28 protein-coding genes and 4 pseudogenes are annotated in these 23755 nt (G+C 60.9%); 17 read left to right on the plus strand and 15 right to left on the minus strand.

Annotation, left to right across the window (positions count from 1 at the left end; genetic code table 11):
* Positions 1 to 98: 98 nt before the first annotated feature.
* Positions 99 to 827 (plus strand): SDR family oxidoreductase, encoded by a 729-nt coding sequence (locus QWJ46_RS12885; protein ID WP_302751472.1) that lies wholly within the window; start codon positions 99 to 101, stop codon positions 825 to 827.
* On the opposite strand, the gene QWJ46_RS12890 is transcribed toward QWJ46_RS12885, so the two are convergent.
* Positions 790 to 1713, minus strand: a complete 924-nt coding sequence (locus tag QWJ46_RS12890; protein WP_302751473.1) for a LysR family transcriptional regulator — start codon at positions 1711 to 1713, stop codon at positions 790 to 792. The genes QWJ46_RS12885 and QWJ46_RS12890 overlap by 38 nt on opposite strands.
* 70 nt (positions 1714 to 1783) lie before the next feature.
* The gene (locus QWJ46_RS12895; protein ID WP_184457919.1) at positions 1784 to 2221 is read right to left on the minus strand and encodes a hypothetical protein; all 438 of its coding nucleotides are present in this window, start codon (positions 2219 to 2221) and stop codon (positions 1784 to 1786) included.
* Positions 2222 to 2651: 430 nt separating this feature from the next.
* On the opposite strand from QWJ46_RS12895, the gene QWJ46_RS12900 reads away from it, so the two are divergent.
* A complete protein-coding gene (locus QWJ46_RS12900; protein ID WP_302751474.1) occupies positions 2652 to 3932 on the plus strand; it encodes an MFS transporter in 1281 nt (426 codons plus the stop codon).
* Between the two features lie 14 nt (positions 3933 to 3946).
* On the opposite strand, the gene QWJ46_RS12905 is transcribed toward QWJ46_RS12900, so the two are convergent.
* From QWJ46_RS12905 to QWJ46_RS12915, 3 genes are read right to left on the minus strand one after another with little or no spacing between them, the layout of a single operon-like run.
* Entirely contained in the window at positions 3947 to 4642 is a 696-nt protein-coding gene (locus QWJ46_RS12905) for a TIGR02281 family clan AA aspartic protease (protein WP_302751475.1), read from the minus strand.
* Positions 4639 to 4854: a DUF1289 domain-containing protein gene (locus tag QWJ46_RS12910; protein WP_302751476.1), complete on the minus strand. Its 216-nt coding sequence runs from the start codon at positions 4852 to 4854 to the stop codon at positions 4639 to 4641. The genes QWJ46_RS12905 and QWJ46_RS12910 overlap by 4 nt, the downstream gene beginning before the upstream one ends.
* 18 nt (positions 4855 to 4872) lie before the next feature.
* Positions 4873 to 5655, minus strand: coding sequence for an adenosylcobinamide-GDP ribazoletransferase (locus tag QWJ46_RS12915; protein WP_302751478.1), 783 nt, complete (start codon positions 5653 to 5655; stop codon positions 4873 to 4875).
* A 138-nt stretch (positions 5656 to 5793) separates the two neighbouring features.
* Here QWJ46_RS12915 and cobT point away from each other — a divergent pair, with 138 nt between their 5' ends.
* On the plus strand, positions 5794 to 6810 hold the full coding sequence (gene cobT, locus QWJ46_RS12920; RefSeq protein ID WP_302751479.1) for a nicotinate-nucleotide--dimethylbenzimidazole phosphoribosyltransferase: 1017 nt from the start codon (positions 5794 to 5796) through the stop codon (positions 6808 to 6810).
* A 116-nt stretch (positions 6811 to 6926) separates the two neighbouring features.
* Positions 6927 to 7310, plus strand: coding sequence for a diacylglycerol kinase (locus QWJ46_RS12925; protein ID WP_302751480.1), 384 nt, complete (start codon positions 6927 to 6929; stop codon positions 7308 to 7310).
* Positions 7311 to 7415: 105 nt separating this feature from the next.
* On the opposite strand, the gene QWJ46_RS12930 is transcribed toward QWJ46_RS12925, so the two are convergent.
* Complete coding sequence (locus QWJ46_RS12930) at positions 7416 to 8951, minus strand: HAMP domain-containing sensor histidine kinase (RefSeq protein WP_064810556.1); 1536 nt, start codon at positions 8949 to 8951, stop codon at positions 7416 to 7418.
* Positions 8952 to 9057: 106 nt separating this feature from the next.
* On the opposite strand from QWJ46_RS12930, the gene QWJ46_RS12935 reads away from it, so the two are divergent.
* The 5 genes and pseudogenes from QWJ46_RS12935 to QWJ46_RS12955 all read left to right on the plus strand — a co-directional run bounded on the left by QWJ46_RS12935 (position 9058) and on the right by QWJ46_RS12955 (position 13805).
* Positions 9058 to 9615: a thermonuclease family protein gene (locus QWJ46_RS12935; RefSeq protein ID WP_184457932.1), complete on the plus strand. Its 558-nt coding sequence runs from the start codon at positions 9058 to 9060 to the stop codon at positions 9613 to 9615.
* Positions 9616 to 9617: 2 nt separating this feature from the next.
* Positions 9618 to 10250, plus strand: a complete 633-nt coding sequence (locus QWJ46_RS12940; protein ID WP_302751482.1) for a uracil-DNA glycosylase family protein — start codon at positions 9618 to 9620, stop codon at positions 10248 to 10250.
* 69 nt (positions 10251 to 10319) lie between these two features.
* Entirely contained in the window at positions 10320 to 10808 is a 489-nt protein-coding gene (locus QWJ46_RS12945; RefSeq protein WP_004678404.1) for an Lrp/AsnC family transcriptional regulator, read from the plus strand.
* 690 nt (positions 10809 to 11498) lie between these two features.
* On the plus strand, positions 11499 to 12521 hold the full coding sequence (locus QWJ46_RS12950) for a porin (protein WP_184457938.1): 1023 nt from the start codon (positions 11499 to 11501) through the stop codon (positions 12519 to 12521).
* Between the two features lie 389 nt (positions 12522 to 12910).
* Positions 12911 to 13805: pseudogene (locus QWJ46_RS12955) on the plus strand (LysR substrate-binding domain-containing protein).
* Positions 13806 to 13840: 35 nt separating this feature from the next.
* On the opposite strand, the gene QWJ46_RS12960 reads toward QWJ46_RS12955, so the two are convergent.
* The gene (locus tag QWJ46_RS12960; protein ID WP_184459669.1) at positions 13841 to 14524 is read right to left on the minus strand and encodes a DNA alkylation repair protein; all 684 of its coding nucleotides are present in this window, start codon (positions 14522 to 14524) and stop codon (positions 13841 to 13843) included.
* Positions 14521 to 15390, minus strand: coding sequence for an NAD(P)-dependent oxidoreductase (locus QWJ46_RS12965; RefSeq protein ID WP_302751484.1), 870 nt, complete (start codon positions 15388 to 15390; stop codon positions 14521 to 14523). The genes QWJ46_RS12960 and QWJ46_RS12965 overlap by 4 nt, the downstream gene beginning before the upstream one ends.
* Before the next feature lie 163 nt (positions 15391 to 15553).
* Here QWJ46_RS12965 and QWJ46_RS12970 point away from each other — a divergent pair.
* The 7 genes and pseudogenes from QWJ46_RS12970 to QWJ46_RS13000 all read left to right on the plus strand — a co-directional run bounded on the left by QWJ46_RS12970 (position 15554) and on the right by QWJ46_RS13000 (position 18373).
* Positions 15554 to 15924 (plus strand): annotated as a pseudogene (locus tag QWJ46_RS12970) (hypothetical protein).
* A 14-nt stretch (positions 15925 to 15938) separates the two neighbouring features.
* A pseudogene (locus QWJ46_RS12975) lies at positions 15939 to 16127 on the plus strand (LLM class flavin-dependent oxidoreductase); the annotation flags it as partial.
* A gap of 276 nt (positions 16128 to 16403) precedes the next feature.
* Entirely contained in the window at positions 16404 to 16727 is a 324-nt protein-coding gene (locus QWJ46_RS12980; RefSeq protein ID WP_184459672.1) for a helix-turn-helix transcriptional regulator, read from the plus strand.
* Positions 16724 to 17134, plus strand: coding sequence for an SRPBCC domain-containing protein (locus QWJ46_RS12985; protein ID WP_184459673.1), 411 nt, complete (start codon positions 16724 to 16726; stop codon positions 17132 to 17134). The genes QWJ46_RS12980 and QWJ46_RS12985 overlap by 4 nt, the downstream gene beginning before the upstream one ends.
* A gap of 48 nt (positions 17135 to 17182) precedes the next feature.
* Positions 17183 to 17404, plus strand: a complete 222-nt coding sequence (locus tag QWJ46_RS12990) for a hypothetical protein (protein WP_184459674.1) — start codon at positions 17183 to 17185, stop codon at positions 17402 to 17404.
* Positions 17405 to 17414: 10 nt separating this feature from the next.
* The gene (locus QWJ46_RS12995; RefSeq protein WP_184459675.1) at positions 17415 to 17882 is read left to right on the plus strand and encodes a DUF1801 domain-containing protein; all 468 of its coding nucleotides are present in this window, start codon (positions 17415 to 17417) and stop codon (positions 17880 to 17882) included.
* 35 nt (positions 17883 to 17917) lie between these two features.
* Positions 17918 to 18373 (plus strand): annotated as a pseudogene (locus QWJ46_RS13000) (DUF1801 domain-containing protein).
* Between the two features lie 17 nt (positions 18374 to 18390).
* On the opposite strand, the gene QWJ46_RS13005 reads toward QWJ46_RS13000, so the two are convergent.
* The 4 genes from QWJ46_RS13005 to QWJ46_RS13020 all read right to left on the minus strand — a co-directional run bounded on the left by QWJ46_RS13005 (position 18391) and on the right by QWJ46_RS13020 (position 20809).
* Positions 18391 to 18867 (minus strand): SRPBCC family protein, encoded by a 477-nt coding sequence (locus tag QWJ46_RS13005; RefSeq protein ID WP_184459677.1) that lies wholly within the window; start codon positions 18865 to 18867, stop codon positions 18391 to 18393.
* Positions 18864 to 19205, minus strand: coding sequence for a helix-turn-helix transcriptional regulator (locus tag QWJ46_RS13010; RefSeq protein WP_184459678.1), 342 nt, complete (start codon positions 19203 to 19205; stop codon positions 18864 to 18866). The genes QWJ46_RS13005 and QWJ46_RS13010 overlap by 4 nt, the downstream gene beginning before the upstream one ends.
* On the minus strand, positions 19202 to 19888 hold the full coding sequence (locus QWJ46_RS13015; RefSeq protein ID WP_302751485.1) for a glutathione S-transferase family protein: 687 nt from the start codon (positions 19886 to 19888) through the stop codon (positions 19202 to 19204). Before QWJ46_RS13015 ends, QWJ46_RS13010 begins: the two co-directional genes overlap by 4 nt.
* Positions 19889 to 19990: 102 nt before the next feature.
* Positions 19991 to 20809 (minus strand): methyltransferase domain-containing protein, encoded by an 819-nt coding sequence (locus tag QWJ46_RS13020; RefSeq protein ID WP_302751486.1) that lies wholly within the window; start codon positions 20807 to 20809, stop codon positions 19991 to 19993.
* Positions 20810 to 20923: 114 nt separating this feature from the next.
* On the opposite strand from QWJ46_RS13020, the gene QWJ46_RS13025 reads away from it, so the two are divergent.
* Entirely contained in the window at positions 20924 to 21649 is a 726-nt protein-coding gene (locus QWJ46_RS13025) for a DUF2270 domain-containing protein (RefSeq protein WP_302751488.1), read from the plus strand.
* Here the strand turns inward: QWJ46_RS13025 and QWJ46_RS13030 are convergent, their stop codons facing one another.
* The 3 genes from QWJ46_RS13030 to QWJ46_RS13040 form a co-directional block, all read right to left on the minus strand.
* Positions 21650 to 21916 (minus strand): usg protein, encoded by a 267-nt coding sequence (locus tag QWJ46_RS13030; RefSeq protein WP_011425678.1) that lies wholly within the window; start codon positions 21914 to 21916, stop codon positions 21650 to 21652.
* 198 nt (positions 21917 to 22114) lie between these two features.
* A complete protein-coding gene (locus tag QWJ46_RS13035; RefSeq protein WP_302751489.1) occupies positions 22115 to 22945 on the minus strand; it encodes an ABC transporter permease in 831 nt (276 codons plus the stop codon).
* Positions 22942 to 23748 (minus strand): ABC transporter permease, encoded by an 807-nt coding sequence (locus QWJ46_RS13040; RefSeq protein WP_302751490.1) that lies wholly within the window; start codon positions 23746 to 23748, stop codon positions 22942 to 22944. The genes QWJ46_RS13035 and QWJ46_RS13040 overlap by 4 nt, the downstream gene beginning before the upstream one ends.
* Positions 23749 to 23755 lie beyond the last annotated feature (7 nt).

Here is a 23755-nt window from a genome sequence, read left to right on the forward strand (position 1 = left end):
CGGAGAAGCCGATAGTGCTATCGGTTTCTTCCGTTTTTCTTTCGCGTCCGGCGGAGGCATCTGCTGTCTCATTCCAATGGAGAGGCGAGACAGCTGTTATGAGCGTCGAAGGTCAGAAGGTGATAATTGCCGGCGGCAGTTCCGGTATGGGGCTGGCGCTTGCCGGGCGTCTGCTCGACGAGGGGGCGTCGGTGACGATTGCCGGGCGCGGTCAGGAGAAGCTTGCGGCAGCTTGCCGTCATCTCGGCGACCACCCGAAACTCCGAACCCATGTCGTCGATATAGGCCGGGAGGAGGAGGTCGCGGCGCTGTTTCGGGAGTGCGGACCGGTCGATCATATCGTCAGCACGGCGGCGGAAATCGAAGGAGCCTATCAGCTGCTGTCGTCGCTCGAACTGGCGGCGGCAGAAAAGGTGGTCCAGAGCAAGTTCTACGGGCCGCTGCTGCTGGCGAAATATGGCGCCTCCCGGCTGCCGCCGTCTGGTTCGATCACCTACACCTCAGGTATTGCGGCCTATCGGCCGCTCGCGCGCGGATCGGTGGTCGCGGCCGTCAACGCGGCACTCGAGGGCCTGGTCAGGGCGCTTGCGGTCGAACTGGCGCCGATCCGCGTCAACGCGGTCTCGCCGGGCTGGGTGGACACGCCGATCTGGAGCTTCGTTGCCGGTGACGCCAAGCAAGCGAGGCCGGATGCGATGGCTCAACGCCTGCCGGTTGGGCGGGTTGGGCAGCCCGAGGATATCGCCGATGCAATCCGTTTCCTGATCGGCAACGGCTTCACCACGGGCACTACCCTGCATGTCGAAGGCGGGCATCGGCTGGTCTGATCGGCGAAAGATTTTCGCTGGCCGATTGCAGAAGAAAAGCGATGTGCGGCGGCTGGACGCGCCGGCGTCGCCACATCATCACCAGCGAAGCCGCCAGCGCTCGGCCGGGCCAGGGCAGTTCGACGACATCGCCGCGCGCAATGGACGGCCCCACCGCAAGACTCGGGACCAGGCCGTAGCCGGCGCCTGATGCCACGAGCCGGATGATCGTTGCGATGCTGTCGGCTTCCGCAGCAACGGCCGGCGCAGCTAAATCCGCTTCGGCAAAGGCGGTATCGAGCAGGTGGCGATAGATGCAGCCGGCCGCGGTGGCGATGAACGGGGCTGTGCGCAGGGCTGCGAGGCTTTCCGGCGGCGGGATTTGCGAACTGCCGGCGGCAATCAGCACCAGCGGCTCGCTGGCGATGCGGCGTGTCACGAAGCGCTCGTCCTGCTGGCCGCGATCGAAGGTGAAGACGATATCAACCGAGCCATTCTGTAATTTCGCATGCAACTCGCCACTGCCGCCGACCTTGAGTTTGAGACCAAGATCGGGATTTTGCCTGCGGAGGCGGGAGAGCCAGGGCGCCAGCCTTTCAGCGGCAATGGTTTCGAGCGTGCCCAGGGTGATAGAGGCTTCGGAAATGCCGGCGACAACGCGGGCGGCGGTCTGCGCCTCATCATTCAGTGCCAATATCTCTTCCGCATAGGCCTTCAGTGCCATGCCTGCCGGTGTGGGAGCGACGCCCTGCCGGGAGCGGAGGAAGAGTTCAACCCCCATCTCCTCTTCGAGTGCCTGGATGTGATCACTGAGGCTCGACTGAGCGAGATTGACCTCGACGGCGGCGCGTGTGAGGTTTCCGTGCCGGATGACGGCCAGGAAGGTTTTCAGTTGTCGTGGGGTCATGTCGGGCTCCGGCATTTGCGCCAATGCAGGATATCAACAAAGGCGATCCAGCCGCAATGCGGAGGCGCTGTCAGGCACTGCTGACGAGCAGGGCACCCAACAGGATGAAAAGGGTGCCGGCTGCGAGCCGCGCCATGTTGAGCTCGGAGGCTTCGCCGAGAAAGACTGCGCCTATCGCCAGCGTCACCAGCACGTTGCAGCTCCAGATCGGGGCGAGTTTCGAGACCGGCATGCCATAAGCGATGAGTGCGAGGCTGATGAGCCCAGTGCCGAGGGCGAAGCAGGCGCCGGCGGTTGCGGCAAAACCAAGTCCTTGTGTGGTCCAGGCGGCAGGGCGCCAGATCAGCGCGGCGATCAGACCGGCGAGGGCGCAAGCGGCGCCGAAGGCGATGAGATAGACGGCGGAGCCGGTGGCGGCCGCAGCACTCTGCTTCTGGAAGATGGCGGTGACGCCCCAGAAAACGGCGGGCAGAATGCCGCCGATGACGATCGGCCAGAGTGAATTCATGCGAAACTCCTGTCGCACTCATGAGCAAGGCCTTCGCCTGAAGCGAGGGCCGGTCGCACATGCGGGGTGCCACCAGACTAGGAGTTTCTTTTTGCTCTTTGTGGTCTTGTTGTTTTGCGCTCGAAGGTGCCAGATCTAGGTATTGCCGTAAAGCCGCATCGCGCCGCGCACGCGCGTCGGCTTGCATTTTCTGCGAGCATTGAAACCGCACGTTGACGAGATGGAAATTTCTGTCTAGCTGTACGGTCATGAAGATCGCAATGGTTCTTGTCGTGGTGATAGGGCGCATGGGCAGGATGGTGTAACCATCCGGCGATCAGCCCCATGCGCGGTAAAACAAGCTCCTGACGGGGCTTTTTTTGTGCCCTGAATTTGCGCTGCGCCTCGTCAGATTCCCTCACAAAATCTCGCTGACAAGACGGGCAAGACCATGACACGCGACGATTCCATTCAGACTGCCGGCCGTACGGCCGGGGAAACGGCCACGGCCTCAACCGCTGCGCCACGGCGTACAGTCCTTCTCCTACTGACGGCGCTCTCCGTGCTGCCGGTCAATATTTATCTGCCGGCGCTGCCGAAGATCGCGGCCACCTTCCAGGCCGATTTCGCGCTCGTCAATCTTTCGATCGCGGGCTATGCGGTTATCAATGCGCTGACCGAAATCATCGCAGGCGCGATGTCGGATCGTTATGGGCGCCGGCCGGTCGCGCTGATCGCGGTTTCCATTTTCATCGTCGCGTCGATCGGCTGCGCGCTGGCGCCCAATATCGGCATCTTCCTGTTGTTTCGCGTGATGCAGGCGTCGATCGCCGCCTGCTTCTGCGTCGCGCTCGTCGCCATCAAGGAGACGGCGGGCGAGCGCGGGGCCGCCAACAGGATCGGCTACGCCGCCATGGGATGGGCTATCGCGCCGATGCTGGGCCCAAGCGTCGGCGGCATTCTCGACGAAACGTTCGGATGGCGGGCGATCTTCGTCGCTCTTGCGCTGATAGGCGCAGCCATCCTCGCCATTTCCATGCGCGAGCTGACGGAAACAGCCGGACCCGCGTCGAGATCAAAAGGCAATTACCTTGCTTCCTACCGGCAGATTCTCGGTTCGGCGCGGTTCTGGGCCTATACGCTGTGCATGGCCTGCTCGACCGGCACTCTCTATATCTTCCTCGGAGGCGCATCCTTGGCAGTCAGTTCCTCGCTCGGCGGATCGAGCGCGAAACTGGGCTTTTTCATGGGAATGGTTCCCGCGGGATTCATTCTGGGCAGTTATCTCGCTGCCCGATTGACGAGGATATCGCTCAGCACCACGCTCGTCATTGCGCGTATATCGACGTGCATGGGTCTGCTCATGGGGCTGATCCTGTCGATCTCGGGCGTCACGCATGTCCTGGCATTTTTCGGACCCTGTATGTTCATCGGCATCGGCAATGGCTTGACATTTCCGGCCGCCAATCTGGGCGTGATGTCGGTTCGCGCCCATCTAGCCGGCACCGCTGCAGGCCTTGCCGCAGCCATGTCGATCGCCGGCGCCGCGCTGATCGCTTCGATCGCCGGACTGTTTCTCCGGGAGGCAGGCGCAGTGTCGACACTGTTCGCGATGTTGCTGACATCGGCGTCACTTGCCTTGTCGGCAGCATTTTTTGCAGCTTTTGTCGACCGGCGACTTGCGGTCCGTATTCCCAATGGAGAGCCGGCCGAGAGCGGATCGGGGGCATGACTTGTTCTGCCGGATCAATCCCGCATGCGCAATTCATCCGTCTGCATCTGCAAGGAGCCCAGCGTTTCCAGGAAGCTCATGCCGAGCAGGCTCTGGTCAAGCCGGCCGTCCTCGGCGACGCTGGCTGCGACATTGTTGCGGATGATCGGACCGATCGCCACCTGGTCGAGCGTAATGGGGGCCGCGCGGCTGCGGCCGTTGGCGGTCATGACCGTCATCGAGTAGGTGAGGCCGGTGAGATCGATGCCGATGCGTTCAGCATCCTCGTGTGAGAGCGCGACCATGCTGGAGCCGGTGTCGACGAGCATCTCGACGGTCCGGCCATTCACATCGACGTCCGCTTCGAAATGGCCGTTCAAGAGCTTGTGCAGGATGATTTCCGCGCCACCTTCGCTCGTCGTGACGACGACGGCGCGGCCAGGAATGAGACCGGCGAGCACCCGATTGCCGACACCGATCGCTTCCTGACGATAGAGATAGACGGTCACGAGCGCCAGGATGATGACCAGCCAGATCATCATCTGGCGCATGGTTTCACCGACGCTGCGCGCCCAGATCCCGGCCGACAACATCAGTGCGATCGGCAGCAGGTAAACGAAGCGGCCGAACTCGTCACTTTGCAAGCCGAGAATGCGGCCGCTGTCGCCGTTGAGGATCAGCACGATAAGACCGATACCGATCACGACGAGAATGACGGTGAAACGGATCATGAAGGCTGCCCCGGCCGCTCGGCGAGGCTTGTTTTCATCCGGCTCGTCATCGCGGCGGTTGCGAGCCTCGCCGGCAGCTGCGCCATGATCCCGCGCCGTTCGGCGTCGGTATAGTTCATCCAGCCACCGATTTCCTGAAGAGTGCGGCCGCAACCGGCGCAAAATCCGGTGGCTGGAACCATGGAGCAGACGTGAATGCAGGGTGTTTGCATGGCTGATATATCGGAGTTTCAAAGAGTGGTGGCAAGGGCGCAAAGGGTGGCGATTTCGCAAATCTGCTGCGTTGCGCCCAGCGTGTCGCCGGTGTGGCCGGCAAGCTTGCGGCGGATGACGGCGGTGAAGGCGAATCCTGCGACACCGGTGGCGAGCAGGCTGGCGACGAGCGGCCGCAGGCCGAATGCCGGCCAGATCAGAAGTGCTGCGAGCAGACCGGCCGAGACGAGCGCAAAATGCATCGCCGCCTCATTCGGCTGGCCGGTCGAGGCGGCCACGCCATCGGCCTTTGCGGCCGGCAGCCGTTGCCAATGCCAGGCGATAGCGCCACGGCTGAGTGCTGCGACGGCGGCAACGGCAAGCGCTGCGGCGAGCGGTGAGGACTGGCGGACAATGGCGGCGAGTGCGGCCGCACGGATCGCGAAGGAGAGGATCAGCGCTATCGCGCCATAGGTGCCGATCCGGCTGTCCTTCATGATGATAAGGCTCTGTTCGCGGTTCTTGCCGCCGCCGATGCCATCCGCCGTGTCGGCCAAGCCGTCTTCGTGCAGTGCGCCAGTGGCAAGAGCCTGGACAGAAAGGGCGATCAGCGCCGCCAATAGCGGGTCGGCGCGCAGGCCCGAAAGGAGGAAGAGGGCGAGCGCCGGGACGAAGCCGATGACAAGACCGGCGAGGGGAAAGGCGCGCACCAGGCGGCCGAGCCTGCCGTCATAGCCTTCGAACAGCGCTGGCGGCATCGGAAGACGGCTCAGAAAGGCGACGGCGCGGGCGGTATCGACCGCATAGTCCTTGATCTTCATTCTGTTTCGTTCTGCCGGAGGGGCTGCGGCGCTTTTGATGTTGTTCGCTTCGTCCGCCGGCTTTAAGAGAGAGCCACCGCAAAGAAGCTGATTTGCGTCAAAAAAACAAGAATAGCCGATTCATAGGAATACGCACCGATGAGCGTTTCAGGCCTGCCTTTCGACGATTTCCGTACCCTGCTCCGGGACCTGCCCGGGCCGGATGCCCGCGCACTGGTGGCCGCACGCGAACGCGACGCGCAGCTGACCAAGCCGCCGGGCGCGCTCGGACGGCTCGAGGAGATTGCCTTCTGGCTTGCCGCCTGGACGGGCCGCCAACCGGCCGTCAACCGCCCGCTGGTGGCGATCTTCGCCGGCAATCACGGCGTCACCAGACAGGGCATCACACCCTTTCCGCCCGCGGTGACGCAGCAGATGGTCGAGAATTTTGCAGCCGGTGGAGCTGCGATCAACCAGATCTGTGTCGCTTATGATCTCGGGCTGAAAGTCTTCGACCTGGCGCTCGATTACCCCACCGGCGATATCACCGAGGAAGCGGCACTTTCCGAGCGCGACTGCGCCGCGACGATGGCCTTCGGCATGGAGGCGATTGCCGGCGGCACCGACCTGCTCTGCATCGGCGAGATGGGCATCGGCAACACGACGATTGCGGCGGCGATCAACTATGCGCTCTACGGCGGTTCGGCGCGCGACTGGGTCGGACCCGGCACCGGTTCGGAAGGCGAGATGCTCGAGCGCAAAATCGCGGCGGTGGAAAAGGCGGTGGCGCTGCATAGCGACCATCTCAATGATCCCCTGGAGATCATGCGCCGGCTTGGCGGCCGCGAGATCGCGGCGATGGCCGGCGCCATCCTTGCCGCCCGGATGGAGCGCATACCGGTGCTGATCGACGGCTATGTCGCGACTGCCGCGGCGGCGATCCTGAAAGCTGCCAATCCCTCCGCGCTCGATCATTGCCTGATCGGCCATGTCTCCAGCGAACCCGGCCATCTGCGCGCAATCGAGATGCTCGGCAAGACGCCGCTTCTGGCGCTCGGCATGCGGCTTGGCGAAGGCACCGGTGCGGCGCTTGCCGCCGGCATCGTCAAGGCCGCCGCTGCCTGCCATTCCGGCATGGCGACGTTTGCCCAGGCAGGTGTGAGCAACAAGCATTAAAGTGCGTCGCGATCTTTCAGGTTCGCTTGGCCCGCGCTTTAATTCCTTGTTTTACGCATGTCGTTATCGCAAAACCGCTGCACACTTTTGCGCGATATGTTCTGGGGGGATCGATCTTGACAAAGCCCGCGGTGATGAAGCAGACCGGATTTCGACATTTCATCGCCGCAGCCAGCTATTCCTGGGCAGGTTTCCTGCGCGTGCTGAAAGAGGCGGCCTTCCGCCAGGAGCTCGGTTTTTCCCTCGTTTCGCTGGCGGCGCTGGCGCTGGTGGGGGCCACTTTCGGTGAGATCGTCGTGGCGGTGCTGCTGTTCCTCGGGCTGTTTTCGATGGAGGCGATGAATACTGCCGTCGAAGAGGTGATCGACCGGATTTCACCGGAGATTTCGATCGTCGGCAAACATGCCAAGGATCTCGGTTCCTTCGCGGTGACCTGCATGATCGCCGCCTGCTGCCTCTATCTCGGCTTCATGCTCGGCAAGCACCTGCTTTTCAGTTGAACTAAAGCGCGTTGTATGAAACCTGATTCATGCGACGCGCTTTAGCTCCTTGTTTCTATGAATGTCGTTATCCTGGAACCGCCGCACACTTCCGGGCGACACGCATTAGGCAAAACTCTTGCGCTTGCGCGCGACAGCCTGAGCCTCTTCGACGGCCGGCAGGCTCTGGAGCACGCGCTTGGCAGGCAGGATGGCGATAACCTCGGTGCCTTCGCGCAGCTTCGATTTCAGCAGGAACTGTCCGTCATGCTTGGCAAGGATCGCCTGAACGATCGGCAGGCCGAGGCCGGTGCCTTGTTCGGCGCTCTTGATGGCGATCGAGCCCTGGCCGAAGGCCGAGAGGACGACGGGAATCTCTTCTTCCGGAATGCCGGGACCGTTGTCCTTGATCGAGATGTACTGTCCGCCGCCGGCCGTCCAACCAACCTTGACGTGGATTTCGCCGCCCTGCGGCGTGAATTTGACGGCATTGGAGAGGAGATTGAGCACCACCTGGCGCATCGACTTCTCGTCTGCCCAGATAGCCGGCAACTGCCGTTCGAACTGATCCGAAATGGCAATGTTCTTGGCGCGGGCGCGCAGCTGCACCATGCCGATGCAATCCTCGGTGATATCGAGCAGCGAGATCGCTTCCTCGCTCAGTTCGTATTTGCCGGCCTCGATACGCGACAGGTCGAGGATTTCGTTGATGAGATCGAGCAGATGCTGGCCGGAGCGATGGATATCGCCGGCATATTCTTTATAGGTCGGATTGGCGAGCGGTCCCATGACTTCGGCCGACATCACCTCGGAGAAGCCAAGGATGGCGTTGAGCGGCGTCCTGAGTTCGTGCGACATGGAGGCAAGGAAACGGGACTTGGCGAGGTTTGCCTCTTCGGCGCGGCGGCGCGCCTCGTCCGACATCGATTTCGCCACTTCAAGCTCGGCGATCAGGTCGTCCTTCTCCGACTGGTAGGAGAGGATCCTGAGGTTGGATTTGAAGAGCCGGTCGCTGATATAGTTGAAGAAGACGAGAGTGGTGGTGAAGAGCCCGGTCAAGCTGATTTCGAGGAGGTCGCGCGACAGGCCGCTCTTGGCGCCAAGCGCCAGGACCGCCGGTGCGAAGGCAACCAGCACGGCAGGCGTCAGCATGAAGTTCGACATCGCCGTGACGGAAAGCGCAATCAGCAATGTTGCGCCCTTATAGAGAATGAAGCTCGACGGCTCGCAGGTGTCGCACCCCTGCAACGCGAAGACGGCCCAGCAGCAGCCGACCAGGAATTGGCCGGCGAGCAGCAGGCGGCGCCATTTGCGGGCGCTTTCGGAGGTGATCTCCTGTCGGCGCGCGCGCCGGGCGAGCAGGATGTTGCCGGTGTGACAGGTAAGCGTCAGCAGCGCCCAGAAGAGCAATTGGGTATCTTGAGTGAAATAGACGCCGAGGGCGGTGATGATGACGACGAAGAGCGGCATGATCGTCGCGCCCTGCATCATCGATGCTATATACATCTTGAGTACGTCACGGTCGAAGGCGGAATTGGACGCATGGCCGGACTGCAGGCGTTCGCGTGTTTGCCGCACGGCCTTGGAAACGGCCTTGTTGCGGTGGCTGCGCGACCTGTCGACGATAATCTTGTCGGTCGATGTGCTTACGCCGGTACTCATGTGCACGTTGAAACTTCACCCCTGGGTGGATAAGAGCTTAACCGGCAATTCTTAAGAAGATGTTTGCCATCTTTGCCAAGGATTTGTTTTTTAAGGAGGCGAAAGCGTGACACGGGGCCTGCGCCTGATTCGCGACGGCGTGACCGCTTTTGCCCTGCTGGTGCTGCTGGCGCTGATTGCCGCCAAGATCAACGATCGAGCAACAATCCAGCGTGTCGGCGCTTTTCATGCTGCCGATGGCGACAGTCTGACATTGGGCGGGGAGCGCTTCCGCCTCGAAGGCATTGACGCGCCCGAGATCAATCAGAGCTGTGAACGGGCGGGAAAGGCCTGGGCTTGCGGGCGCGTGGCGCGGGAGGCGCTGCAGGAGATGGTGCTGGCATCGGGAACGCTTTGCCAGGGCGACCGGCGCGACCGCTACGACAGGCTGCTTGTCGTCTGCCGAAGCGGGACGGGCGGTGACATCAATGCCGGCATGGTGCGCCGAGGCTTGGCTGTCTCCTATGGTGGCTACGGCAAGGAAGAGATCGAGGCGAGAGCGGCGAAGGCGGGGCTGTGGGCCGGGACTTTCGAGCGGCCGCGCGATGTGCGCGATCATGCCCGCCAGGAATCCAGTTACGGCGAGGCGTTGCGCTTCCTCGGGCGGATCGTCGGATGGGAGTAGCGATGACCGACGAAGCCAAGCTGGAAACTCTGCGGCGGGAAATAGCCGCCTGTCGCATCTGTCGCGACGCCCCGGCAAAAGGGTCTGAGCACCGGCTGCCGCACGAGCCGCGGCCGGTGGCCGTGATCTCTTCGCGTGCACGCATCCTGATCGCGGGGCAGGCGCCTGGCCTTCGGGTGCATGAGAGCGGCCTGCCGTTCGACGATGCATCGGGGGACCGGCTGCGGTCATGGCTCGGCGTTGACAGAGCAAGCTTTTACGACCGAAACCGATTCGCCATCGTGCCGATGGGCTTCTGCTTTCCTGGCTACGACGACCAGGGCGCGGACCTGCCGCCGCGCCGTGAATGCGCTCCGCTCTGGCAGCAAAGGGTGATCGCGGCGATGCCGCAGATCGAGCTGCTGCTGGTCATCGGCCAATATGCGCAGGCCTGGCATATGACTGACGAGAGACGAGGCAATATGACCGAGACGGTGCGGGCGTGGCGCGACAGCCTTCTGTCGGGCCGGTCGCCGGCGGTGCTGCCGCTGCCGCATCCGAGCTGGCGCAACAGCGGCTGGCTGAAACGCAATTCCTGGTTCGAGCAAGAATTGCTTCCTGTGTTGCAAGGGCGGGTGAAAACGCTGCTTTCCTGAAACAAAATTCTTTTCCTCGCGCGGAATCGGGTTATACAAAGAAAATAATTCGAAAGGACTGACGTGCGCATGGACCGCCTCGACCGAAAAATACTGCGTCTGCTGCAAGAAGATTCGACCCTTGCCGTTGCCGACCTCGCCAAGAAGGTGGGGCTTTCGACGACGCCATGCTGGCGGCGCATTCAGAAAATGGAGGAAGATGGCGTCATCAAGCGTCGGGTCGCCATCCTCGATCCGGAGAAGGTTAACACCAAGGTCACGGTTTTCGTATCGATTCGCACCGCCACCCATTCGATCGAGTGGTTACGCCGCTTTTCCGAGGTGGTTGCCGAATTCCCCGAAGTGGTCGAATTCTACAGAATGAGCGGTGACGTCGACTATCTCCTGCGAGTCGTCGTGCCCGATATCGCCGCCTATGACGCCTTCTATAAGCGGATGATCGCCAAGATCGAGATTCGCGACGTCTCCTCTGCCTTTGCGATGGAGCAGATCAAGTATTCGACGCAGCTGCCGCTCGACTACATGATTCTTGAGAACGCCAAATCCAACGAGGATTGAAGTCGCCGATAGGTTGCGACGAGCCGCTGGCCGGCAGTCGCATATGCCGCGTGGTACTCGCCCCCGAATCCGGGTCTCTGACGCGATTCGCTGGCATGCGGAAATGCGGCGCCCGGAAGCGGCTCTCGGAAGAATGTGGCCCAGACTGCAAGAAAAGCCGGAAAAATCGCAAAAAAACGCTTCAGTTTCACCAAAATTCTAGAAAAATATATAGCCTGATAACGATTGCACGGCTATGATGTGTGGCATCAATGAGCGTCCTGTCATCATTTTGACTCATTGGTATCGAAATCAGAACACCATGTTCTACACCGCTACCTTGTATAGGTTCATCAGTCGGCGGTAGAGTTTATGTGCTTCACCATTGTGTTCGGCGGGGTCGAACGGTGGAGAATTTGAGAATGCGGCATAGCGTTTGCGGCTTGCGATGGAGGTTTCCATTGCGAGGCCGTTTTGTGCGTTTTTCACCTAATTATTTGAAATGTTGTATAAAAATCACGTTGCTGGCGAAAGTTGCTCCGGCGAACCCCTCTCAGATATATCGAGAATTGCTTGAATGCGCCTTCTGTGTGATGACGGTTTGGCGGTTCGATCGATCCGCACGCCGAGATGGCTGTTCAAACTGGGCCGGCTTCAAATTGACTACCCGACGAGACGTCAGCCCCGATCGACAAAGGAATGGATTGGTAAATGAACATCAGAATGGTTTTGCTTGCATCAGCAGCAGCATTTGCTGCATCGACGCCGGTTCTTGCAGCTGACGCTATTGTTGCTGCTGAGCCGGAACCGGTTGAATATGTTCGCGTCTGCGACGCTTACGGCACCGGCTACTTCTACATCCCCGGCACCGAAACCTGCCTCAAGATCGAAGGCTACATCCGTTTCCAGGTCGACGTTGGTGATCAGCCGCTCAATGGCTCGGCCAGCAACGATTCGGATTGGGATGCCCGTACTCGCGGTCAGGTTCAGTTCACGGCCAAGAGCGACACCGAGTATGGTCCGCTGACCGGCGTCATCGTCATGCAGTTCAATGCTGACAATGCCTCCGACCAGGACGCCATTCTCGACTCCGCTTACCTCGACATCGCGGGCTTCCGCGCTGGTCTGTTCTACAGCTGGTGGGACGACGGTCTCTCGGGTGAAACCGACGACATCGGCTCGATCGTAACGCTGCACAACTCCATCCGCTATCAGTATGAAAGCGGCGACTTCTACGCTGGTCTCAGCGTCGACGAACTGGAAGACGGCTTCTACAAAACCGGCGAAGGCCCGAACAACGTAGGCGTTGCCTTCGGCGTTGGCGGCAAGGCTGGTGCCTTCAGCTACCAGGTCACCGGCGGCTGGGACTTCGACAACGAAGACGGCGCTGTCCGTGCAATGGGTACGGTTGACATCGGTCCCGGCACGCTCGGCCTCGCAGCCGTATATTCTTCCGGCCCGAACTCCTACTACTCCGCAGCCGAATGGGCTGTCGCTGCCGAATACGCAATCAAGGCAACCGACAAGCTCAAGATCACTCCCGGCGTCCAGTACTACGGCGACATCTACGAGGCTGGCGACGACTTCAGCGACAACGACGCTTGGAAGGTTGGTCTGACGGTCGATTACCAGATCGTCGACAACTTCTACGCCAAGGCTTCGGTTCAGTACTTCGATCCGGACAATGGCGACGACTCCACCTCGGGCTACTTCCGCCTGCAGCGTTCGTTCTAATCCACTTGGTGAGTGTCCCCGGTCTTCGGACCGGGGACGCTTCAAATCAGTTTCTGATCCGAGTGACCTCCGATCAGCTACGGGGACGGGTCCGGTCTTCCCTGCCGGACCGTCCTTGCAGTGTTTTTGACACGCGCTCTTGTGGTTGTATTTTCGGAGCGCCATCCAGGTAAGCCGAACCGGCATGTTGTGTATCGCACGTCGGCATCCTGCGGGCCTTGATCGAGGCCATTCTTTTCTCAAGAGAGTTTTGGATTGACCATTGGGCATTGGTTGGCTTTGCCGCGACGGGTCGTGGAAAGAAAATCCAATGCCGACAATGTGATTACAGCTTTGCTGGAGACCCCTTCGGGGCGGCATTCATTCATACTCTCGGATAGCTTGTTCGCATGGACGATCTCAACGACTATTATTATTTTGCAGCCGTCGTTTCCAGCGGTGGTTTTGCTTCTGCCAGTCGCAATCTGAAAATACCGCGCTCAAAATTGAGCAGCGGGTCAGCCGGCTTGAGGATGGGCTTGGCGCGCGGCTGATAGAGCGTTCGACCCGTCACTTCCGGGTGACCGAGATCGGTCAAGCTTTTTACGAAAGATGCCAGCCATTCTGCAGGAGGCCGATCGCGCCAAATCGATCGTCACCGAGGCCCAAGCAGACCAGCAGGGTGTGGTGCGGATGGGCTGTCCGCTTGGTCTGGTCGACATTCCCGTCGGAGGCATACTGCCTGAATTCCTCGAATGCTATCCGAAGAAAAAGCTGCAGATTATCGGCTCCGAACGCCGCGCCGGCCTCATTAATGAACGGATCGATCTTGAGGTGAGGGCGACCAACGAGCCGGAGACACAAACGAGCCTGACGATGCGCAAGCTCGACCGGGCGCGGCGAATCCTGGTCGCAAGTCCATCGCTCATCGAACGTAGCGGCGGTTTAAATTGCGTCGACGAGCTCGCTGATCTTCCGACGCTGGCGATGACCCCGTGGGTGTCGTTCCATAGCTGGGAACTCATCGATCCGAATGACAACAAACGGGTAATCCGGCATCAGCCGAGGCTGACCTGCCGCAGCATGACCGCCATTCTCGATGCAGCCCGCGCCGGCCTCGGCTTCGGGCTTCTGCTCGAAAGCGCCTGCGAGGCGGATCTGCAGGCCGGCAGGCTGGTGCGGGTGCTGCCGGAATGGCAGTCGGAAGGGAGCCAGTTTTATATCGTCTTCACGACGGCTAAGGGCATGCCGCCGGCGGTCAGTGTCTTGATCGACTTTCTGGTGGAAAAATCCAGGCCCCATTGACGAGGCGAAAGCCCCAGACTTGACGTGGCATCGCTTCACTGCAGACGCGCCAACAGCTTTTCGCCGCTCAGCTCTCTCGCCGCGTCCCTGCCGATCCAGCGGGCGGTTTTATTCGGACTTTCGGCTAAAAGCTTCGCCAGCCCCAGCGCCGGCCCATGGCATGCGCGATTGCGTTTGCCGACGCTGCGCAATGCCCAATTGACTGCCTTGCGAACGAAGTTGCGGGGATCGCCGGAATGCGCCTCGATCAGCGGCAGCCAGGAGAGGATGGGCGTATCGGTCTCGCCCTTTCGATGGACGGCGGCGCCGGCGATCATGGCAAAAGCGGCGCGACGGACAAATTCGCGCTCGTCTGCAGCGAATTCCGGAATGAGCTCGTCCAGGCCCGCCTCGACGAAGAGATCGGCGGCGCTGTCGACGATTTCCCAGGAGTCGAAATCATGAGCCCAGTTTTTTGCTTCTTCCGGCGTCAGCCGCTTCGGCTCGGCGGTATAGAGAGCGAGCAGCCGAGCCTCGCGGATATCGCTTCGCCAGAGCTGCATTGCCCTGAGATGATTCCTCTTCGCCAATCTGGCGACTGCCCTGATATCAGGATTGGAAATTCCGAGGGCGCGGTCGGTGACGATGCCGAATCGCGCCATCCCGGCGGCATTCTCCTCCGAGCGCAGCGTTTCGAGATGCGCGATCAGTTCAGCCGGATCGGAGGAGGGACCGATCATTTCTCAAGCCGGGCGAGCAGCGAGGACGTGTCCCAGCGATTGCCGCCCATTGCCTGCACGTCGCCGTAGAACTGGTCGACGAGGGCGGTGACCGGCAGCTTGGCGCCGTTGCTGCGGGCTTCGGTGAGCACGATGCCAAGATCTTTCCGCATCCAGTCGACTGCGAAGCCGAAATCATATTTGCCGGCATTCATGGTCTTGTGGCGGTTTTCCATCTGCCAGGAGCCGGCCGCGCCTTTCGAGATTACCTCGACGACCTTTTCAATATCGAGGCCGGCGCGCTTGCCAAAATGCAGCGCTTCGGAAAGCCCCTGAACAAGGCCAGCGATACAGATCTGGTTGACCATCTTGGTAAGCTGTCCGGAACCGGCCGGCCCCATGAGGCCGACCATGCGCGCATAGGCGTCGATCACCGGCCGGGCTCTTTCGAAGACGGCTTCATCGCCGCCGCACATGACGGTCAGCACTCCGTTTTCGGCGCCGGCCTGGCCGCCGGAGACCGGAGCGTCGATAAAATCCACACCTTTTTTCTTTGCCGCGGCATAAAGCTCGCGGGCGACCTCGGCGCTGGCGGTGGTATTATCGATCAGCACCGAACCCGGCTTCATGCCGTGCAGAGCGCCGTTCTCGCCTGAGGTCACCGAGCGGAGATCGTCGTCATTGCCGACGCAGACGAAGACGAAAGCGGCGCCGGCGGCAGCCTCGGCAGGGGTGGGGGCGGATTTGCCGGAGAATTTCTCGGCCCAGGCAGCGGCTTTCTCGGCCGTGCGATTGTAGACGGTGACATCGTGGCCGCCCTTCGTCTTCAAATGACCGGCCATGGGGAAGCCCATGACGCCGAGACCGATGAACGCGACTTTTGCCATATGTCCTATCCTTATCCTGAGTGAGAGGCCTTGAGGATTAACCGAAACGGCGGAAGCAGAAAAGCCGTGAAGACGGACTTCCTTCCGGTTGGCGCATATGAGGCTGGTCGCCATTCGGCCGAGCCCTAGATGGGAAAGACGGATAGCGTTCCCCGGGGATCACATGAACGAAATTCCAACGATCGAGCCACGTCGCAAAGGCCGCACGGCACGCAGGCGATGCTTATTCCGTCGCGGCAGATGATCGAAGAGCAGATTCGATTGGCGCCTGAAGGTGTTCTCACCGAGGCCGGCGTCCTGCGCCGCCGTCTCGCCGCCCAATACGGAGCGGATGCCTGCTGCCCGGTGACAGTGCAGCGGCATTTGCGCGCGATCGCCGAACTATCCTTCGGCGCGCTGGAGAAGGGCGAACCGGTTTCGACGGTGACGCCATATTGGCGCATGGTCGATCCGGCGAGCTTGCTTGCGAAACGTCTTGCCGGCGGTCCCGCCTTCATTCGCGAGCGATTGGCCGCCGAATACCGAGAGAGATAGCGAGGCAGCGAGAGGAGGTGACCTTCGGCATCCGCCTGCATTTCATCGTGCGGGAAACCGACGAAGAAGCCTGGGAGGCGGCCGAGCGGCTGATCCGCCATCTCGACGAAGATACGATCCGCGAGGCGCAGGAACGCTTCGTCCCCCAATCCGATTCGGTCGGACAGAAGCGCATGGCCGCTCTTCACGGCGGCCGCCGCGACTGCTGAGCTCAAACAAGATGCAGAGCATGTATCGCCGGAAGCCGTCTGCGGCTTCAGGCGTTTTTCTGCCTGTTGGTTGCCCCTGAGGATGGCGGGTCGCAATTATGCATAGCCGACGGGCTATGCTAGATATGTCTTGGCTTTTCGATTGTTGTATCCGCTGGCGAGTTGGCTATAGGTTTTTCTGGTCGTTTAGTCGCTTTCTGTTCGCCGCTTGACATACGTATATCTCGATGGCTATAGGTTAATTCATAGCCTTATAGATATGGGTCTTCAATGTCGAACGTTCAGGACGTGCTCTTCAGGACGCTTGCGGATCCCACCCGGCGCGCGCTTTTCGAGCGGCTGTGCCGGGAGGGGGAGAAGACGGTCGGGGCGTTGACGGCGCAGGCCGGGGTCTCGCAACCGGTCGTTTCGAAACATCTCGGGCTGCTGAAGCAAGCCGGCTTGGTGCGCGACCGTCATGAGGGGCGGCAGACGCATTATAGCGCGCAGCTCGGCGCGCTTGCGCCGCTCGTCGACTGGACGAGCGAGATGGCCGGCTTCTGGCAAAACCGCTTCACTGCGCTCGAAGATTTGTTGAAGAGGATGGATCAATGACTGACTTAACGACCGAGACGCGCTCCGTCATCATCGAAAGGGAGATGCCCTTTCCCGCGGAAAAGATCTGGCGGGCGCTGACCCAGCCGCACCTGATGCAGGAGTGGTTGATGAAAAGCGATTTCAAGCCGATCGTTGACCATCGCTTCAACTTCACTGCCGATTGGGGCGCGGTCGACTGCCGCGTTCTGGAAGTCGAGCCACACAAGACCCTCGCTTACAGCTGGGGCGCCTATGGCCTCGAAACCGTCGTGACCTGGACGCTTACGCCGAGGGGCACGGGTACGCATCTGCGCATGGAGCAGTCTGGTTTCCGGGCGGATCAGCGGCAGGCCTATGGCGGCGCCAGGAGCGGGTGGCCGCAATTCTTCGACAGACTGGAACAGGTGTTGGCGCGGGTTGACTGATCCATCGCCGAGCGGGCGGGCCCTCGGGCTGATTTTGAGGAGGCTTCATTGAGCTTGAACAACTGGGCTCGGCAGGTCCACCGTTGGCTGTCCATCGCCTTTACGCTGGCCGTCATCGTCAATATCATCGTCATGGTACAGGAGAAGTCGGCGGTCTGGATTGGGCTCTTGGCATTGCTGCCGCTCGGCCTGCTTCTCGTTACCAGTCTCACCTTGTTCGTGCTGCCCTATGCCGCGAAACGGCGCGGCGCGGGAGGCATCGGCGGATAGGAGGAAATCTATGGCGGGCAGAACGTCGAAAGGCGCGGAGAAGGTCACGAAAAAGACCGCCAAACCGGCGGTCGCGGCGCCGAAGCTTCTGTCGGGTGGCAACCCGCAAATCCCCAAGGGTTATGGCGATGCGCCCGTGCAAGCCTACATCGCCGCCATGCCGGACTGGAAAAGTGAGATCGGGCGTCGCCTCGATGCGCTGATCACCAAAACCGTGCCCAGCGTCTGCAAGGCGGTCAAGTGGAACTCGCCCTTTTACGGCATGGAAGGGCAAGGTTGGTTCCTCGGCGTCCATTGCTACGCCAGCTATGTCAAGGTGGCTTTCTTCAAGGGCGCGTCGCTGCATCCTCTGCCGCCAGGCGAGTCCAAGCAGAAAGAGGTGCGCTACCTCGACATCCGCGAGAACGACCCGTTTGACGAGGTGCAGATTGCCTCCTGGGTAGAGCAGGCGAGCCGGTTGCCCGGCGAACGGATGTGAGATTTTTGATGCGCGGTGACGGGAGAACGACAAACATGAGGAAGGTGACGGCAACCATGAAGAGGACCGATTCCGAAGAAGGAAGCGGGCAAGCCTCTCCCTCTCAACTGATCGATGCGAGGATCGAGGAGCTCAAGGATTGGCGCGGCGACATGCTCGCGCGGGTCCGCGCACTCATCAAGCAGGCCGAACCCGAAGTGGTCGAGGAATGGAAGTGGCGAGGGGTTCCGGTGTGGGAGCGCGCCGGCATCATCTGCACCGGCGAGACCTATAAGAGCGTGGTCAAGCTTACCTTCGCCAAAGGAGCCTCGCTTGAGGATCCGAACAGCCTTTTCAACTCCAGCCTCGACGGCAACACCCGGCGTGCCATCGACTTTCATGAAGGTGACGAGATCAACTAGGAGGCGTTGAAGGCGCTTATTCGAGCCGCGGCAGCGCTGAATAGGTCGGTGCGGGCGGCCGGCTCACGGAAGAAATCAAGCGGCCTGTGACATTTCATCCGGCCGCGTTAGTGAATCGGGCTCGTCTCGCGCTCGAGAAAGAGTTCGAGATTGTCGAGGCCGATCTCAGTGCCCTGAAGGCGGGCGCCGTTGTCGGTGTAGCCGTCGAGGAAAACCACTTGCTCGGTGAAGACCATTCTGGTGCCGCTGGGTTCGACGTCGAAGGCGACGGTGACGAGCGAGGCTGAGATGCGGGTTTGCCCGAGCTTCATCTCATAGGCATAGATGATGCGGGTATCCGGCACGATATCGATGTAGTGGGCGTCATAGGCGTGCAGAAGCCCATCGGTGTCGGCGGTATGGTTCCTCTCTGTGCCGCCCGGCCTGAAATCGAGCGCATATTCCAGCGGCACCCATTCGCCGTGGCAGGCAAACCATTGCCGCTTCGACTCCGGCGTCGACCAGGCGCGAAAGACCCGGGCGACGGGCGCCTTCAGGCGGCGCTCGATGACGAAGGTGGTATGTTCGGCAGAGCGTGTCGTCATTCGGGAAGGGTCTCCGGCTCATCGGCGAGAAATTGGTCCAGTCTGTCGAAGGCGGCGGTCCAGCGGGTTTTTCGCTGTTCCACCCAGCGCTCGACAGCGGCGAGCGCATCCTGCTGCAGCCGGTAAGTCCGCACTCGGCCGGATTTTTCGGAGAGGACGAGGCCGCTCTCCTCCAGCACCTGCAGATGTTTCATCACCGTCGGCAGGGCGACGGCGAGCGGTGCGGCCAGTTCGGTGACCGAGGCCGGGCCGCGGCCAAGGCGGTCGATCATCCCGCGGCGGCTGCGGTCGGAAAGGGCGTGAAACATGCGGTCGAGATCCGCCTGGCTTTCGATCATTCGGCCGCATCCCGAAAGCGGGCGGGCAGCCTGTCCTGATAGGGATAGAACTTGAAATAAGGGCGGGCCTCTTCCAGCGCCCTGGCGAAGGACGGGCGCGCCAGCAAACGATCGTAATAGGCGCCAAGTTTCGGCTGCTCCTGTGAAAACGGGACCAGCGTCTCGGCATAGAAGAGGGCCGGGGCTGCGGCGCAATCGGCCATGGTGAAGGCCTCGCCTGTTATCCAAGGGCTTTCGCCCAGCTGCTTTTCGATCATCGCATAGGCAGTGGTGAGCGCCGCTTTGCAGGCGGCCATCTCTATTTCGTCTGCCGTGCCCTCGGGACGCCGGCGATGGCTGACGAGCGTCTGCATCGGCACCTGGACATATTGGTCGAAGAAGCGGTCCCAGAGGCGGACCTGCAGCGCCCGATCGATCTCCAGTGGCAGCAGGCGCACGGGGCCGGGGTAGTAATGGTCGAGATATTCGATGATGATCGTGGTTTCGGGAATGGTGCTGTCGCGCGCCTCGTCCCTCAGCAGCGGCATCTTGCCCATCGGCCAGAAGCGGAAGAGATCGGCGCGCGAAGCCTCGTCGGACAGATCGACGAGGCGATTTTCGAAGGGAGTCGCGTTTTCATAAAGCGCGATCAGCACCTTGTGGCAGAAGGAGGCGAGCGGATGCCCATAGAGCACGAGCGACATGCGGCGACCTTTCTTATCCGGTAGAAAACTTTACCGAAAGACTAAGTATCAGGTCTGAAAGCGCCGCGCAATAGATACTTCGCCAGTTGTGCAACTATTCCTTCAGCCGATGTATCGAGCGATCACCAGGTGGCCAGGTGTCGGCTGACCATCTTCCATGCGGACGTTGATGTCCGATACCTCGACGAGTTCGAAACCGGTGGCCGTCAGACGTTCCCTGACATAGGTATCGGCATGGGCGAAGCGCTGATGCGGCCCGACCATATAGGCGCGGCCGGCAAGCGTCTCCTCGGGCAAGGTTTCGGAGGAGAAGATGAACAGGCCGCCCGGCATCAGGTTTTCGGCGGCGCCGAAGAAGAGCGGTTCGAGCGCGCCGAGATAGGGCAGCACATCTGTGGCGGTGATGAGGTCGAAAGCCTCCTCGTCGTTGTCGTCGAGGAAATCCTCGACCTCGGCGACGAAGAGCGTCTCGTAAAGATCTTTTTCGTGGGCGATCTCGACCATCTTCTCCGATATGTCGATGCCGGTCATGTCCTCGCACAGGTCGCGCAGCGCGCCGCCGGTGAGACCTGTGCCGCAGCCGAGATCGAGCAACCGCTTGAACGGCCCGAGCTTCAATGCCTGCAGGCGCTGGCGCACCAGCATCGGCACGTGATAGCCGAGCTGCTCGACGAGCACGTCCTCGAAGACCTCGGCATGCTGATCGAACAGGGTTTCGACATAGGCGTCGGGCGCCTTGACCGGGGTTTCGCCGCGGCCCATCGCGGCGATGCGCACGGCGGCTCCGCCGTGGTCCTCAGGATCGATCGCCAAGACGTCCTCATAGGCTGCCACGGCCGCATCGACATCACCTGATTTCTCCAGCGCCAGCGCGCGGTTATAGGCCTCGGCAAGGGCTTCTTCGTCGATCTTCTTTGCCATTGCGGTTCATGTCCTTCTGTGTTCAGGCATGGCTCTACGGCGGCTTTCGATGTTTTGCAATGGCGCGGCTACAGGCGCAGAATGGCGAAAAAGAAGATGACGGGAGGAGATGCCATGAAAGGGGAGCAAGACAGGATGCCACCGGCAAGGGAAGAAGAGGGTGAGCGCCCCTTGCTGCTGCCCACGACGCCAGGCGAGATCACCAATTCGCTCAGCCATTATTACCGCGGTGAGCTCGGACGGATGACGAGCTGGCGCGACCGCATCGACCGGACTTCCAACTGGGCAATCACCGTGGTGGCGGCGCTGCTCTCGGTGTCGCTGTCGACGCCGACCTCGCATCACGGCGTGTTGTTGTTCGGCGTGATGCTGATTACACTGCTTCTGATGATCGAGGCGCGGCGCTACCGCTTCTTCGATATCTACCGCGCCCGAATCCGGCAGGTCGAGCGCTGTTATTTCGCGCAGATCATGGCGCCGAACGCTGCGGCCGGCAGCGAATGGGCCGCGGTGATCGCCGACAGCCTGCGTCATCCACGCTTTCTGCTCAGTTATGGTGAAGCAATGCATCGGCGGCTCAAACGCAATTACGGCTGGATGTATTTAATCCTGCTGCTTGCCTGGTGCCTGAAGATCTCGACGCCGAAACTGCAGACGGAGGGCGCGCCGGCGCTGCAGGCGCAGTCCTGGACCTATGTAATCGACAATGCCGTTCTCGGGCCGCTCCCCGGCCTCGCGGTAATTTCGATCGTCGTCATCTTTTATATCGGCATGCTCTATTTCGCGCTGCGTCCGGATCGTGACGAGGGCGAATTCGGCCATGGCGAGGCGCATGTCTGATCAGTGCAGGATGAACTCACCCTTCAGTGCCCGCCACTCGGTTGCCGAAATCAGCTTGCGGTGGACGTAGCGCACCGAATGTAGCGGCCCATCGAGCTTCTCCTGCCAGAATTTCAGGAAGCCGCGCATCTCGGGAAAATCGGGGGCGAGGTCATAATCCTGCCAGACGTAAGTCTGCAGGATCGTCGGGTGATCCGGCAGGTGGTAGAGGATCTGCGCGGTCGTCAGACCGTAACCCTGCAGTTGCTTTTCCATGTCCTTGTGCATCGTATTCAGCTTCTTCTCGTTCCCACTCGCGCTTTATTAGCGCCACGTGAAATGGAAACATGCGAGTGGTTAACGCAAGCTTAACAGATACGTTGCGAAGGAAGTATTCTTTTTTATTTTCAATGGTTTGGCAGCATGATGATACGAGTGCTGCCAAGCTGCTTTAACCAAAACCGCGATACACTTTGACCGTCATGCTTAGCGCTTGAGATGCCGCGTCAGTCGACGCTCGATCCAGGCCCAGAGATGGCGCAGCGCCTCGACGATGGTGAGATAGAAGATCGCTGCCCAGAGATAGGTCTGGTAGTCGAATGTGCGGGAGAAGGCGTAGCGGGTCTCGCCCATCAGATCGAGCACGGTGATGATGGCGACGACCGCCGAGCCTTTGATCAAAAGGATGATCTCGTTGCCGTAGGGGCGAAGCGCGACGATGAAGGCCTGCGGCAGGATGATCTTGCGGAAGGCGATGGTCTTATGGATGCCGAGGGCTGCTGCTGCTTCGCGCTGGCCATGCGGCACGCTTTCGATTGCGCCGCGCAGAATTTCCGCCTGATAGGCCGCCGTATTGATCGTCATGGCAAAGAGGCCGCAATACCAGGCTTCGCGGAAAAACCACCAGATGCCGACGGCTTCCAGCTGTGGGCGGAAGACGCCGAGGCCGTAATAGACCAGGAACAGCTGCGCAAGCAGCGGCGTGCCGCGGAAGAAATATATATAACCATAGGCGAACCAGTTAAGCGCCCGGTTGTTCGACAGCCGCGCCATGGCGAGCGGCAGGGACAGGATGGCGCCGCAAACAACGGAGACGGCAACCAAGCTGAGCGTCACCCAAAGTCCGTGCAGATAACGCGGTCCGTAGCGGGTGAATTTGTCCGGATCCCAGCCATTGATGACGGTGATGACCAGCAGCGCGGCGAACAGAGCCCAGACCGCAACGAAGACGTAGCCGCACAGGCGTGCCGCCGTGACCGGCTTTGCCACCTCGCGGGGTGCGGGCTGCGGCGGGATCAATGTCTCAGCATAGCTCATCGGCGGACCTCCGAACGTTTGGCCCAGCGGTCGACATAGACAAGCAGGAAGGAGGAGAGGATGGCGAGCACGAGATAGAGACAGCAGGCAATGCCATAGAAGAAGAACGGCTCCTTGGTCACCCGCACGGCGACGCTCGTCTGGCGCAGGATGTCGGCAAGGCTGATGATCGAGACGTAGGAGGTGTCCTTCAGGAGCACCATCCAGAGGTTCGTCAGACCGGGAAGGGCGATGCGAACAAGCTGCGGCAGGATGACGAGCCGCAGCGTGCGGCCGCGATGCAGGCCGAGCGCATCTCCCGCCTCATATTGGCCCTTGGGAATGGCGCGGAAGGCCGAAAGCAACACTTCCGAGCAATAGGCGGAGAAGACGACCGACAGAGCGATCACGCCGGCCAGGAAGGCGTTGATCTCGACAGGCGGCCCGACATAGCCGGCAAGCTCCAGGAGAGACTGGATGAGCATCTGCATGCCGTAATAGATGATGAAGAGCGTCAGAAGCTCCGGCAGGCCGCGAAAGATCGTCGTGTAGATGCCGGCCGCCAGGCGCAGCGATCTTTCTTCCGACTGCTGGCCGAGAGCCACGAGGAAACCGATGACAAGGCCGATCGGCAAGGTAACGATCGCCACCGATACGGTGACCTGCAGGCCAAGGGCGATCTCGTCGCCCCAGCCGGTGTCGCCACAAGCAAGAATCGTCGACTGACCCAGCCAGGTGAAGATGCCGACGGGTCCGCATAGCGGATCGAAAATGTGCACAAGTGAGCTCCAGAAGGAGCCGAGCGCGGAAAACAATCCGCCCATGCGAGAA

This window comes from Rhizobium sp. CBN3 (assembly GCF_030518245.1).
Taxonomy (GTDB): Bacteria; Pseudomonadota; Alphaproteobacteria; order Rhizobiales; family Rhizobiaceae; genus Rhizobium; species Rhizobium aethiopicum_A.